We start from the raw sequence: 14,743 nt of genomic DNA, 5'->3' as shown, positions 1-14,743 counted from the left end.
AATATTCGTCTCCAGACCTGTCAACGTGATATACGTGTCCAAAAACCAAGGAAGAATCATTGAGAGTTGTGTCTGAATTTGATACAATTTCAGCCCAACCATCCGTAAATTTTCTATTTAGGCATGAAGTTGTGATAGCAAGAAAGGCAAAGAATATCAATGTGAATCTATACTTTTTCATTGAACTCATTCTTTTGGTTTTTCAAATTTGCGCATAACGATAATTGCATGTCTCGTAGCTTTGGTTTTGGCGTTGGCTTTTTACGGCTATGATGATAATTTGCATGAGCAATTTTCAATGTATCGGGTATTACAATTTTGTTGGTGCAATAAAACTAATTATAATTTTTAGTTTTCAGGCAGTTAGGTGGTAAAAACTATTAACATAAGCTTTCTGTATGCCACTGTGGAAAGAACAATAATAGTTGAGATGCTTGTTGTGCGCACAAAACATGAAAATTAATTTTCAGAATGGATGTTTTACAAATGAAACAAGCATCTGAATTTTCGAAACACGCATTTTGCGCCCAAAATATGAATCTCAACTTTCAGGATTGTTGTTTTGCGCACAAAACATGAATAAAAATTTTCAAAATGCATGTTTTACAAATAAAACAAGCATCTGAATTTTCAAAATGAGCATTTTACGCGCAAAATATAAATCTCAATCGTCAGAATCGTTGTTTTGCGTACAAAACATAAAAAAAAACGGCCAACTATTGACTTTTTGAACGAATGGCCGTAATTTACACACTTAATCTTTTAACCTTTAAATAATTTCACCATGTTAGAAAAAATTCGTTACTCCTATTTCACATTGGCAGCTTTAACTGCATTGGCTCAAAAGATCATTACACTTTTAAGTACAAAAATTCCCGAAAGCCAACTGGTAACAACCCTGCTGGCCCGTATTGCCCCACAATTAGAAACCGCTCTGCAGGCCATTGGCAGCACTATTAAACAACCACTTACCGAAATTGTTACGGCAGCCGATTTGCGCCGCGACAATACTTTTCGCTCGTTGCGCGATACTATAAAAGCGGGCTTGCGCCGACAAAATGATTCGTATCGTGCCGCCTGCGAAGCACTATGGCGTGAATTTGAAAAAAACGGACTTCACTTGTACTCCATCCCACGCGATACCGAAACCGCAGCCATTAACAGTTTGCTGGCCGACCTGCGCAAACCCGAAAACGCCCCGCACCTGGTAACTACTAATACCACCAACTGGGTTACCGAGCTGGATACCGACAACCAGGCTTATGTAGCGGCATCGGCACAACGCAGTGCTGCCCGCTCGGCCGACGATACCATACACGATGCCGAAGCTTTTAAAGACCTGAAAACATCGCTCGAACTGCTTGAAAATATACTGAATACAATGTTGGCGATGGGCGAACCGGCCGACATAGACGAGATAGTAGCTGAAGTGTCGCAATACATTACTGAAGCCAATGCTGCGGCCAAACAAAGCCAAAGTAACAATGGCGAAAACGACGAAGAAAATAACGACGACACGGAATAAACAAAAATATTTTGCTTGCCGGCAAATAATTGTGAGGTTAACCGGTCTGCCCTATTTGGGTGGGTCGGTTTTTTTATTGATGCCGTCGGCATCGCATAAGAATATGCCAAATCCTCCAAATGCTAAACCTAATCTCTCACCAATCTTATTAAAGGCCCATCTACCCATGGCTTATCGGCGATAATTAAATCACTATCCTCGAACCAATATTCATAATCAATCGAAAGAATCTCAATTCTCGAATCTTCCTGATTAATTGTAATATTATATTCTCCTGATTCCATTCCATTTACATCATCTGTGAGGTGATTCACAACTATCAGCTTACTTTGTACCGTGTCGATGTACCAAATTAGTTGTCCCTTTTCCAAATTCACGGGTTCGCATTCACAACTTACCGATATCAAATTCCATTTGCCATTTAATCCTTTATCTTCCAAAGAACCTAATTCATCTTTATCGCATGCCAACAAGCTGGTTAAAGCCAGAATCAGTATCAGTCGAATCGAAATCTTCATCATTCTAATAACCTGAGTTCGACTTTAAATTTTATCTCAGTTTCAATTTATTTTTAGGAGAAATTGATTCAGATTTTTGTAGGACTATCGGGATAATGCAAGAAAATTTGAAGCGATTTATGCAAAAATTAATGAAATCCGAAGGAAAATACAGAAATGCACAATCTTCGAACCAAAAATATCTGAAAATAGCCCGCTATTCAGGCGATATTTTTAATCCAAATCTTGCACATTTCTGTATTTCTGAGATGTAATATTTAAAATCGAACTCAGGTTAATAATTTCATTTTTATAAAGATGCGAAATTCATAGAAATGGTTGCTTTAACAAAATCAGCCCAATAAAATTCAGCAGGTGACTGCCAGTCACCTGCTGAATAATAAGTGCTAAGCGCATAAAACAGCGTGGCCTTAATTTAGCACTTGGCCTGCACTATTTCGCACCGGCTTGTATTACCCGCTTTAAAATACGTTGTGTGTTATCGGGGTAGCTGATCTTTATCGCCTGCCCCGATTGCAACCAGTTGGAAAGCACCTCGCAACAAGTGCCGGTTTTAGTGATTACCGTTACACCCATTTCGGACAGCATGGCGGCATTACAAGCCTGTTCATATTGATTTTTCATGGGAATTACGCACAGCTTTTTGCCCATAAACAGCGCCTCGGCGGGTGTTTCAAAACCGGCCGTGCATACTATTCCCGAACAGCTGACAAAAGATTGGTTAAAACCGTCGAGCGAAACCGGGTTAAACTGAATGGAGCCCTTGGTATAACTTTTCGCGCAGTGTTTCGAAAATACCTCCCAGCGAACCGATTTATGCTGACCAATAATTTTTTCGATCTCCGAATCGCTAAAAGCCGGTAAATAAACCGTGTAGTGCCCTTTGTCGGTAACTTTTGTTTTGCGAATGAAAGAACGGATTACGGGGGTGAAATTCTGCTCGTCGAGCTGTTTAAAATGAAACCCATACAACACGCTTGCCGGCGCATAATGTTTTAAAATAAATTCGCCCAAAACATCCTTTTTTGTTGGGCGGGGTGCACGCGGGTGCAACACCGCATTCTGGTGACTGAGGCCAATGCAGGGTTTCTTCCGCAGTTTACAGGCCCAGGCAGTCACGGGCTCAAAATCGTTGATCACCACATCGTAGTGGTGAACCGGTATTTTCCGGATGTCGTTTACCAAACGAAAAATACGGGCTTTGGTAATGGTTTTCCAAATGGCAACACCGCCCTTTTTCCCGAAAATAAAACTAAAACCGTAAAGCCGGTATTTTACCGGAAAAGGTAAACGGATATCCCCCTGAATTCCACTCACAAGAATATCCGTTTCGCCCCATTTATTTAGCAGTGGAATAATCTCGGTGGCGCGTGCCAAATGACCATTCCCCGTGCCTTGTATGGCATATAATATCTTCAATAAACCGCTGTGCTATTCTGTTGCAGGAAAATATTTTTCAATGGCTTCCCACGAGATGTATTTAAAATTCTGGCTTACCAGTTCTTCACCGTCGTAGTTATAACCGTCCTGAACCACCAACATACCTTTTGGGAATTTGGCCCCCATCGGAACGTTTGTTATGTCAATTCCATCGGTTTCTTCCACGCCGTCAACATCGCCGTCAACAATACGGAAACTGCCCAGGTACTTATTATCGCCCTGGCGCTCGAAAACCGCGTAACTGTAACTTCCCTGCGACGAAGCCACCAGGTAACCATTCACGCTGTCGGTGGCATAAATGGCCAGCCCTTCAATATCGTAGTGCATATCTTCGTTCTCCTCGGTACTCATGGCTATCAGTTTCCCTTCGGTAGAGCCATCGGGCTCAGCATCGAACTTAAAAATTCCAGCCACTTCTTCGCCGATGTAAACAATTCCGGTTTCATCGTCGGCAGCCACACCTTCGGTTTGTGTTCCCAAACTCCACGAGCGCACCAGTTTGGCATCAATTTTATCGCCTTTAGCAATTAGTTGCCACTGTTCCACTTCGCCGGCTTTGCTATTCATAAACACAAAATAGTTACCGGTTTTTGCACTTCGGTACATGCCCAAACCGTACACTTCATCCTGCATTTCGGAAGTAATTACCCGCGCGTGCGCCTCCTCGAGCACACCACCTTTTTTTACCAGATACAAGGATAAAGAATGTGTTGAGCGGTTACTTGCTGCCAGCACATCAACTTGCCGGTCGCCCAGCTGAAAACCGTAACGCAGATCGCAGTTATTCATATTGCCGTCGGCATAATAATTCAGTTGTTTCCCATTTAGGTCGTAGGTGGCCAGTCCGCCTTTTTTATCGGTACCGATGGTAAATGAGTTCATCACATCGGTAGTGTCCACCCAAATGGCGGGGTCGTCGGCCGAATCTTCGTTTTTATTTTGCGGAACATGATCGGTTTCGGTTACGGCAGTTACGGTGTTTGCTATATGCTCACCGGCTTTTTTCGATCCCTCGCTTGGGCGGTTGACTTCGCACCCAACAATGCTTACCACCAAAAGTGCCATTAACACACTTGCTAAAAAAATACGATTACAGGTACAATTCATCGTCGTTCATTTTTATGTAAACAGCTGAGAACACAACGAGTTGTGCCCTCAGCATTAATTGTTAAAATCTATTCTATGCGGAAATCACGATTCCTAAAAATTAAACTTCAGACCAAAATTTACTTTAATATCGTAGTACTCGGCCTGGTAGGTGTATTGCGACTCACCCTGGTAATAACGCAACGGCGTATTCAGAATATTATTGAGCTCCGCAAAAACCATAAAGTTTTTGTTGAAATGGTAGCTGGTGTTAAAATCGAGGTACGAAACCTTATCGTAGTAAACATCTTCAAAAGCTTTGTCGCTGTATTCTTCCACAAAATCGCCGGCGTAGTTGTACGACAAACGTGCCGACAGTTTTTTGCCTTCGTAGTATAACGATGCGTTTAAGGTATTCTCAGGTGTTCCCGGTAATGTCAGATCATCGTCTTCACGGTCTTCAATCTGGAAATTGTTAACGGTTGACTTGGTGTAAGTATAGTTGGCATAAAATCCTGTCTGGCGAAGGAATCCCGGCAAAAAGTCGAACTGACGCTGGAAAGCCACTTCGGCACCAAACAAGGTAGCGTCGCCGGCATTAATCGGTTGGGTGAATTTCTCCCAGGTCTGTCCCAGGTACTCGTAATCCGACTGAATTCCGTTAACAATAAAGTCGCTGATGTCTTTGTAGAAAATTCCACCCGACACCAAACCGATTGACTGGAAATAATGCTCGGCCATTAAATCGAAGTTCCACGATGTTGTTGGCGTAAGATCGGGGTTACCGATTTCAACTTCAACGTCTTCGTTGCTGATTTGCACACGCGGAACAAGGTCGATGTATTTTGGGCGCGCCAAAGTATTGGTAACACTCGCTTTAATATTGGTGTTTCTGTCGATCTCGTATTTCAACAGCAGCGATGGCAACACATTGGTGTAGTTGTTATCTACTTCTTCGGTGTCGACCAAATCCTCAACATCACCTTCCTCGTCCAGAATCAATTCCTTTCCCGAGTAGTTGATCGAGGTGTTTTCAATACGTACACCTGCAACAAGATCAAGGCGGCCAAACGACTGGTCGAAACGTACGTAACCGGCAGTTACATCTTCCGATGCATCAAAGTTTCCGGCCAGTTCTTCCAGGTTTTCTTCACCTTCAAAATCGCTTGAATTCAGGTTTAATCCACCTAAATATTTTACGTCAACATACGTTCCCGCCACGTAATCTCCGGCCAGGAAGTCGTTCTTTGTTTTTACAACTGTATTGCTGAATGCTCCGCTGTTAAAGGCATCCTCGTCGGTTGGCGAGTAGTCGTAAAAACTGTTGTCGCGGTTTTTGCTTTTGCCTTTGTATTTGGCACCAAAACGCAACACGCTTGTTCCGTTATGGAACGGAAGTTTGAAGTCTACCTTGAATTTTTTGTCGATATCTTCGGTGTACTGATGTTCTTCAGTCAACTCATCAAAATCCCAGTCGCTGTTAAAATCCTGCGCTTCCGGCGTATTAATAATTACCTGTGGTTTTTCGGTGTCCGAAAGGTTTTGGCTGAACTCCACATTTTTAATTCGGTACTGCAGGTATCGCTCGTTCGGACGGTCTTCGTTCGCTTTTGAATACGAACCTTTCCAGTCGATTTCAAGCGAACCGATCTGGTGTTGCCCACCTAACGAAAGATGGTAAGTACGCTGGTCTTCCAAACGTGCATCTTTGTTGGTACCACCTTTCACCTGGCGCTCGATTTTTGCCACATCTTCATCCAGATCTTTGTAAACAACACGGTAACGGTTTTCCCAGTCGTTACGGTGGTTGTACATTACTTTTGCCTCGATTTTGTTATTGGCATCAAATTCGTAATCCAAAGCACCCGAATAACTCTGGCGCAAACGCTCAATAAGATAAGTACGCACCTGCATTTCTTTTAGTGTTCCGTCGTCGTCCCATTCGGCTTCCAAATCGTCCGATCCCATCATGTGGTCTTGAACCGAACCGGCCAGTGTAACACCCAGTTTATTATTGAATAAACGATCGGCATACAACAGCGAAAAGTTAGGCGCCACTTTACCACGCAATGCATTGTAAGTTCCGCCAACCGACCCCGTGATACGGCGAGAGTATGGATTCGACTTGGTTACCAGGTTTACCGATCCGCCAATTGCATCGGCATCCATATCGGCAGTAACCACTTTGTTTACTTCGATACTCTGGATCATATCCGAAGGGATCAGGTCGAGCTGGATAGATCGTGTTTCAGCTTCGGCCGATGGAATACGATCGCCATCGATAGCCACCGAGTTGTATTCGGGCGATGTTCCGCGAATGTTTCCAAATCGGGCTTCACCCTGGTCGTACTGCACGTTGATTCCGGGGATACGTTTTAATGCGTCGCCAACATTCTGGTCGGGAAAACGTCCCACCTGATCGGAAGAAATAATATTGGTAATGTTCAGGCTGTTTTTTTGCTGATTCAAAGCTTTCGACTGGCCTTGTAATGCACCGTTCACCACTACTTCTTCGATATCGATACCGGCTTCCAGCTTAAAATTAAGCGTGCTTGTTTTTCCAATGGCAACCGTTACCGTTTCTTCAGCTTCTTTAAAACCGATGTATGAAACTTTTACTGTGTACTCGCCCGGATCGAGCGATACAATTCGGTAAAATCCGTTAACATCGCTTACAGTTCCTTTATGCAAATTTTCGATAACAACAGCCGCACCCGGCAGCGGCAGGTTTTCGGCATCAACAATACGTCCGGCTATGGTTCCTTTGTTAGCCGCGTTTTCGTCTTCACCTTCGGCCAATGCACTAAACACATTGACAAACAATAGAATAAATAGTAAGAGAGATAATTTTTTCATTTTAGAATTTGGTTATTTATTACCTGCCAAAATTGGCCATTACCTCTCCGAAAGCGGTTGCAGAACCATTAAAAGGGGATTAAATTAAACGAGCAAATGGTAACAATTCTGCAACATTTTCTTAATTATGTACAATATGAAAGACGGGATGAATGCGATTGTGGGCACAAAAAAAGGAGACCGAAGCCTCCTTTTTCAATTATATGATTTTTGGTAAAATCTATTTTCCGTTTTCAACAGAATAGCTTACAAAATCGCGATGCGCTTTAATCAGGTTGATAGAGTGCATCAGCAGGTTTTTGGTTTCGCTGTTGATGTTAAAATACAGCACCGAATTACGGGTATTTACCTCTTTCGACTTAATCCGTTTAATCTGATTTTTCTCTGTCTTTTTCAGGTAATCCACAATTTCGTCGCGTTTAATAACCAGCGTATCCAGGTTGCCAAAAGTGTTTTCCTCGATCATGGTCAATCCAATCTGGTAAAACTCATCGAGCTTTTGTGCCAGTACCTGCAGTTCTTCTGCCTGTACTTCCGAGAACGGTTTATGATGGTTATCCAAATGCTCGAACAGCGGCTGTATCAGGAAGTTTAACGAATGAGCAATTTCGCGCTGATAGTCGACCACCTGCACATAATAATGCCCGGTATCAATATTGTCTTCTATTTTTGAAAGCGTATCGAAAATCTTGCTCTTTATCTTTTTCGATTTCGTGTTCAACTTGTCTTTCAGCATTATACTTTCTTTCAAATCGGCCCGGTTTTCCTGAAGGAAACTTCCGATACCTTTTGAGAAAGCGTTGTTGCTGGTTTGAATGGCATTTACGCAGTGTTTTTTACACTTCTGCATAACTTTCTCCACGCCGTCGGTTTCGTGAAATGCTTCTTCCTCTTCTTCGATAGCTTTCTGGTTACGCTTTTTAAATACAAACTGCGTGCGAATAACCATAAAAATGGCAACGGCCACAAAAACGAAGATCAGGAATTTGCCACCTACCGAAATCAATAAGGCCACCAAACCCGAAACGGTAAAAGCGATTATTGCGGTTAAAAACCATCCACCGATTACGGCAAACACTCCCGAGATACGGTACACAGCACTTTCACGATCCCACGCGCGATCGGACAAAGAAGTACCCATAGCCACCATAAACGTTACATAAGTGGTAGAAAGCGGCAGTTTAAACGACGTTGCAATGGCAATAAGAATACTGGCAGTTACCAGGTTTACCGATGCACGGATTTTATCGAAAGCCGGCGTTTCAGGGTCGTTTACAGGACCCAGCGCAACCGGTGTAAAACGGCGGCTTACCGACTCGCGAACAGTTGTTGGCATGGTCCGGCTAACCGATTTATTAAAATTGATGCTACTGCGCACCATTAAACGTGCAATCAGCGACGAACCAAAACGTTCCATTCCTTCCGACTGACGTGCCAGGTTGATCTCGGTTTTTGTTACGGCCTGCGCCTTTTTCGACATAATTAGCGTAACTACCATTACCAATCCTGATATTAATAACATATAAACCGGGGTACTGCTTTTTCCTGCCAGTTTCTCCATCGAAAAAGCTTCAGGGCTCATTCCCGATGCGACCCAAGCCTGGAACGATTTAAAACCGGCAACCGGCACTCCGATGAAGTTTACCAGATCGTTTCCGGCAAAGGCCATGGCCAGTGCGAACGTTCCAACCAATACAATTACTTTCAGAATATCGATATTAAAAATCCAGCGTAACAATTGAATGATAATGGTCCAGCCAACAAAACTGGCTAGCAAAATCATTGTAGTATTGTGTTTTGCCCATTCCTGAACGGTTTCGCCCGATTCCAACACAAAGCCGGCGAACGATGAGCCTTTAATACCTTTAATCAGCATAAAATACGTGATGGCTGTAATCGCCAATCCGCCAAATGCCGAACCGAAATACTTTAAACTTTTACCGTATTCAAACGAAAACACTAAACGTGTCAGGTACATTACAATTGCTCCCACCGTAAAGGCCACAAACACCGATAGCAGAATACCGCTGATTATAGCCAGCGCCTTTTCGGAATTTATGTACTGATACAATTCGGCAACAACCGATCCTCCTGCGGTTTTAATTTTTACCACCGAAACGGCCACTGCTGCTCCCAACAATTCAAACACAATGGACACCGTTGTTGATGTAGGCATACCGAAAGTATTAAACATGTCGAGCAGAATAATATCCGTGATCATTACGGCCAAAAAGATGACCATGATCTCGGCAAAGAAGAACATGTCGGGATGAAAGATACCTTTTCGGGCTACTTCCATCATTCCATTTGAAAAGGTTGCTCCTACCAGGATACCCGCGCTGGCCATCAGGAAGATAACCCATTTAGGTGCGGCTTTAGAGCCAATTGCAGAGTTAAGAAAATTAACTGCGTCGTTACTTACACCAACTATTAAATCGGAAATTGCCAGAGCAAACAGAACGACAACCAGAACCAAATAAAAGTTTTCCATTTATTCGTTTTTAATTATGCGGTCAGACTTGATTGATAAACTTTAATCATTTTGTAATCTTCGGCAAAGGTGTTTCAAAAACCGAATATTTTTGTTACAATTCGATTACATTTTGATTACATTTTCATCTTCCCAATGCAATAAATTACTTAGCAATAATCGATTTCAAATTACGAAAAACAAAAAAGCCGGAAAAACTTTCCGGCTTCTGAAACTATATTTTATTCAATTTTTAATTATTCTTCTGTACTGTATTTATAATAAAATCGCGGTATGCTTTCATCAGATTTACGGTGTGCAATAACAAATACTCCATCTCCGAAATTAATTTGAAGAACAACTGCGAGTTTCGCGTATTAACCATCTTATTTTTAATACGTTTTATCTGGTTTTTCTCCATCCTGTAAATTTGCTCCAGAATATCGTCGCGCTCTTCAATTAGCTGCTCAAGGTCGTCAAAGGTTTTGCCTTCCATATCTTTCAACACCGATTTAAAGAACTTATCAATTCGTTTTGTTACATCCTCTAATTCGGTATGCTGCTCTTCAATAAATGGCTTATGGTTATTCTCCACGTGTTTAATCATTGGCTCGAGCATAAAGTGTACGGCATGCGCCATTTCGCGCTTGTGCTCCATCATTTGTACATAAAAATGACTGGTATCCAAAGTTCCTTCAGTGAACTTTGTAACGGTTGAATAAACCTTATCGCGGTTTTTCTTCGCCTTTTTCGAGAATTTCTTACACGCTTCTTCTACCTTTTTCAAACCGGCGCGGTCTTCTTTCAGGAAGCTCTCAATACCATCGGTAAGAATCAGGTCGCTCGATTTTACGGCATTTACCATTTGTTTGGCGCTTTTCTCCAGAATCTGCTCGTGTGCATCAGCCTCTTCAATTTCTTCATCTTCTTCGGCAGCTTGCTGATCGCGCTTTTTCATCATGGTGTGTGTACGAATAACCATAATAATGGCAACGATCACAAAAACGAAGATCATGAATTTACCGCTCACAGCAATTATTAATGCCACAATACCCGAAACGGTAAAGGCGATTAATGCGGTTAAAAACCATCCGCCGATTACGGCAAAAACACCCGAAATACGGTAAACTGCACTCTCGCGATCCCATGCGCGGTCGGATAACGAAGTACCCATGGCAACCATAAATGTTACGTAAGTGGTAGACAAAGGCAATTTAAGCGAAGTACCGATGGCAATTAAAATACTTGCCACAACCAGGTTTACCGATGCCCTAACTTTATCGAACGATGGCGGATCCTGATCGTCTTCCAGAACATACGAATGTGGCTCAAAACGCGAACTCACTCCTTCAGTAACCGACGATGGCAATACGCTTCTCAGTCGTTTGTTGAATTTTGTGGTTCCGCGAACAATAACCCGCGCTGCAAACGACGAACCGAAACGTTCATCACCTTCATTCTGGCGCGACAAATCGAGCGAAGTTGCAATTACCGACTTGGCCTTTTTCGACATAATCAACGTTACAATCATTACCAAACCGGCCACCAGCAACATGTAAGTTGGAGTTCCTACTTTCCCGGCAAGCATGGCCATCGAGAAAGTATCAGGATCGGTAGCACCTTGCGCGATCCAGGCCTGAAACGAATTGTATCCGGCCAACGGTACACCAATAAAGTTTACAAGGTCGTTTCCGGCAAAGGCCATTGCAAGTGCAAATGTTCCGGCCAGTACAACAACCTTTAATATTTTAATGTTGAAAATCCATTTTAACAACTGAATGAAAACTACCCAAAATCCGAAACTGTACAACAACATTAATCCGGTGTGGTGTTTTAGCCACTCCTGAATAGTTTCGCCACTGCTCAGCTCAATACTTGCATAAGTTGAGCCTTTCATACCTTTAATTACAATAAAGTAAGTGATGGCAGTAATGGCCAATCCGCCAAAAATGGAACCAAAATATTTCATTGGTCCGCGATATTTAAAGGTAAACACCAGGCGGGTTAAATACTGTACAATTGCACCAACCGTAAAGGCTATAAACACCGAGAGCAAAATTCCGGTAATAATTGCCAGTGCCTTACTCGAGTTAATGTATTGCGACAATTCCATTAAAGCAGATCCACCGGCAGCCTTAATTTTAACCACCGACACTGCTACGGCAGCTCCAAGCAATTCAAAAACAATTGAAACGGTTGTTGATGTTGGCATTCCGAAGGTATTGAACATATCGAGCAGGATAACATCGGTTATCATTACTGCCAGAAAAATGATCATGATTTCGGAAAAGACAAACATCTCGGGATGAAAAATTCCCTTTCGTGCTACTTCCATCATACCACTCGAAAAAGTAGCTCCTATAAGCACTCCTAAACTTGCCATTAAAAAGATCACCCATTTGGGAGCGGCTTTCGAACCTACTGCAGAATTAAGGAAGTTTACAGCATCGTTACTTACTCCCACAATCAGGTCTGAAATAGCCAATGCAAAGAGTACAATTACAAGAATCAGGTAAAAGTTATCCATTTATGTTGATTTTTAATAAAGGTCGGCAAATATAAAGCAAGTAAAAAGTTTAATCGTTTTGTAATATTAATAAAATATTAACTAACCATGAAATTACCATTAACCAATTAATAACCACTTTTTTATACGGTCTTTGAAACCTTAATTTGCAACGTTAGAATTACCAATAACGGTTAATTCAATATTAAAACACGATTAATGAGAACATATTCTTCGAAATTTCTTGCCATACTGGTTGCGGTTATTTTAACCTTACTGGCATTCGGTATTGCAATGCTTGCACACTACTTTGGCGAGAACATTTTGGTTATAACCATTTCTACTGCAGCCTTTTTTGTGGCGGCCTATTTTTCCATTTTATACATTATCAAAAAATACATTATCGACCGAATCCGGCCGTTGTATAACACCATTCGCGATCTGCCACTGAGCGGAAAAAAGATGGAAGAAAAAATCGACTCGAACAGTTTGCTGTTAAACGTAAAATACGAAGTTGAAGAATGGGCCAAGTCGCAGTTAAAGGAGATTGAACGACTGAAAGAGCTGGAAAAATACCGTAAAGATTTTGTTGGAAACGTATCGCACGAACTAAAAACACCAATTTTCAATATTCAGGGGTATGTCCTTACACTTTTGGAAGGTGGACTGGAAGATCCGAAAATCAATAAGCTGTACCTGAAACGAACCGAAAAAAGTATCGACCGGATGGTGTCGATCGTTGAAGATCTGGAGTCGATCACCAAACTGGAATCGGGCGAGTTACAGCTAAACATGACCCGTTTTGATATTGTAAAAACCGTTGAGGAAGTCATTGAAATGGAACACTGGCAAGCATCAGAAAGCCAGATTTCGGTGCAGATCATCAACAAACCCGATCGACCCATTTTTGTACGTGCCGACAAAAAACGTATTCTCGAAGTAATTACCAACCTCATCGTTAACGGGGTAAAATATGGTAAAGAAAATGGCTATGTCAACATTTCGTTTCACGATTTGGAAGACAATATAATTGTTGAAGTTGCCGATAACGGAATTGGTATCGACAAAAAAGACCTTCGACGTATTTTTGAGCGCTTCTTCCGTGTCGACAAATCGCGTTCGCGCGAGCAAGGTGGCACCGGACTTGGCCTGTCGATTGTAAAACACATTATCGAAGCTCATAATCAATCTATTAACGTACGAAGCGTGCTCGATCAGGGAACCACATTCAATTTTACACTCGAAAAGCAAAAGTAGCCCAATCAAAACTTTCCGTAAAAAAAAACGTAAGAGTGGCTATTAATTTGTATTTTGGTTCGATTAAGCACTATTTTAGTTTCGTGTTTATTTTTTGTTTAAAAGAAAGTTAATTGTTCTTTAATAAGTAGCACTTACTTTTGTTCAAGAATTTTATGTTATGAGTGAAAATCAATTTAAAGTTTTATTAGTTGATGACGAGTTGGATATCCTCGAATTTCTGAGTTACAACCTTGAAAAAGAAGGATACGAGGTATTTACCGCCCGAAATGGTGTGGAAGCCTTAAAGGTTGCAGAAAAACAGGTACCCCACCTCATTATACTCGACGTAATGATGCCGGAAATGGATGGAATTGCCGCGTGCGAGGAGCTTCGAAAAATTCCTGCACTAAGCAGCACCGTTATTGCCTTTTTAACTGCGCGTGGCGAAGACTATTCGCAAATTGCAGGTTTTGAGGCCGGAGCCGACGATTACATCACGAAACCTGTTCGCCCAAAAGTTTTGGTTAGTCGCGTAAAAGCCTTGCTAAAACGTACCGGCGAAGCTACGCAACCTGTTGAAGTGGTTGACAGCAACACCGTAACAATTGGCAACCTGCTTATTGACAAAGAACGCTACCTTATTCGTATTGGCGACAACGAAATGATTTTGCCAAGAAAAGAATTTGAATTGCTTTCGCTTTTGGTTTCGAAACCGGGAAAAGTATTCACCCGCGAGGAGATTTACTATTCGGTTTGGGGCGAAAACGTTGTGGTTGGCGACAGAACAATCGACGTGCACATTCGCAAACTACGCGAAAAAATTGGCAACGAGCATATTAAAACGCTCAAAGGAATTGGTTATAAATTTGTTGAATAACAACGAAGAAGATATTATAGAATGAAGGGGCTTTTTTAAGTCCCTTTTTTGTGTGAAAAATAACCTGTTCCATATCTGTTTATACCCATCCTCTTAACCTTCCCTGCGAGCAAGGAAGGACGATTGACAAGTGGAGCAAACCAAATCTATTATCAAACTCAATATTGTTGGATTAGAGACAGGGGAGAGGGTAAATTAGCTACATTCCCTTTCATTTGCGTTGGGA

At 42.0% G+C, this 14,743-nt stretch carries 10 protein-coding genes; 3 read left to right on the top strand and 7 right to left on the bottom strand.

What is annotated here, in order from left to right:
• Positions 1–181: hypothetical protein (locus QZ576_RS04290; protein ID WP_297094420.1), on the bottom strand; the 181-nt coding region annotated here is incomplete at its 3' end.
• A 603-nt stretch (positions 182–784) separates the two neighbouring features.
• Here QZ576_RS04290 and QZ576_RS04285 point away from each other — a divergent pair.
• Positions 785–1,525, top strand: a complete 741-nt coding sequence (locus QZ576_RS04285) for a DUF6261 family protein (protein WP_297094418.1) — start codon at positions 785–787, stop codon at positions 1,523–1,525.
• Positions 1,526–1,653: 128 nt separating this feature from the next.
• On the opposite strand, the gene QZ576_RS04280 is transcribed toward QZ576_RS04285, so the two are convergent.
• From QZ576_RS04280 to QZ576_RS04255, 6 genes are all read right to left on the bottom strand, one after another.
• Positions 1,654–2,043 (bottom strand): hypothetical protein, encoded by a 390-nt coding sequence (locus QZ576_RS04280; RefSeq protein ID WP_297094416.1) that lies wholly within the window; start codon positions 2,041–2,043, stop codon positions 1,654–1,656.
• A 432-nt stretch (positions 2,044–2,475) separates the two neighbouring features.
• Positions 2,476–3,462: a glycosyltransferase family protein gene (locus QZ576_RS04275; RefSeq protein ID WP_297094414.1), complete on the bottom strand. Its 987-nt coding sequence runs from the start codon at positions 3,460–3,462 to the stop codon at positions 2,476–2,478.
• A gap of 12 nt (positions 3,463–3,474) precedes the next feature.
• Complete coding sequence (locus QZ576_RS04270; protein WP_297094413.1) at positions 3,475–4,590, bottom strand: phytase; 1,116 nt, start codon at positions 4,588–4,590, stop codon at positions 3,475–3,477.
• 93 nt (positions 4,591–4,683) lie between these two features.
• A complete protein-coding gene (locus tag QZ576_RS04265) occupies positions 4,684–7,425 on the bottom strand; it encodes a TonB-dependent receptor (protein WP_297094411.1) in 2,742 nt (913 codons plus the stop codon).
• A gap of 220 nt (positions 7,426–7,645) precedes the next feature.
• Entirely contained in the window at positions 7,646–9,916 is a 2,271-nt protein-coding gene (locus QZ576_RS04260) for an inorganic phosphate transporter (RefSeq protein ID WP_297094409.1), read from the bottom strand.
• Between the two features lie 232 nt (positions 9,917–10,148).
• Complete coding sequence (locus QZ576_RS04255; RefSeq protein WP_297094406.1) at positions 10,149–12,422, bottom strand: inorganic phosphate transporter; 2,274 nt, start codon at positions 12,420–12,422, stop codon at positions 10,149–10,151.
• Positions 12,423–12,620: 198 nt separating this feature from the next.
• Here QZ576_RS04255 and QZ576_RS04250 point away from each other — a divergent pair, with 198 nt between their 5' ends.
• Positions 12,621–13,658 (top strand): ATP-binding protein, encoded by a 1,038-nt coding sequence (locus tag QZ576_RS04250; protein WP_297094404.1) that lies wholly within the window; start codon positions 12,621–12,623, stop codon positions 13,656–13,658.
• Positions 13,659–13,818: 160 nt separating this feature from the next.
• Positions 13,819–14,517 (top strand): response regulator transcription factor, encoded by a 699-nt coding sequence (locus QZ576_RS04245; protein ID WP_297094402.1) that lies wholly within the window; start codon positions 13,819–13,821, stop codon positions 14,515–14,517.
• Positions 14,518–14,743: the final 226 nt, after the last annotated feature.

The sequence above is a fragment of the uncultured Draconibacterium sp. genome (assembly GCF_913060805.1).
Classification (GTDB): Bacteria; Bacteroidota; Bacteroidia; order Bacteroidales; family Prolixibacteraceae; genus Draconibacterium.
The sequence above is the reverse complement of the archived record's forward strand: the minus strand, read 5'-3'. Positions and strand labels throughout refer to the sequence as shown.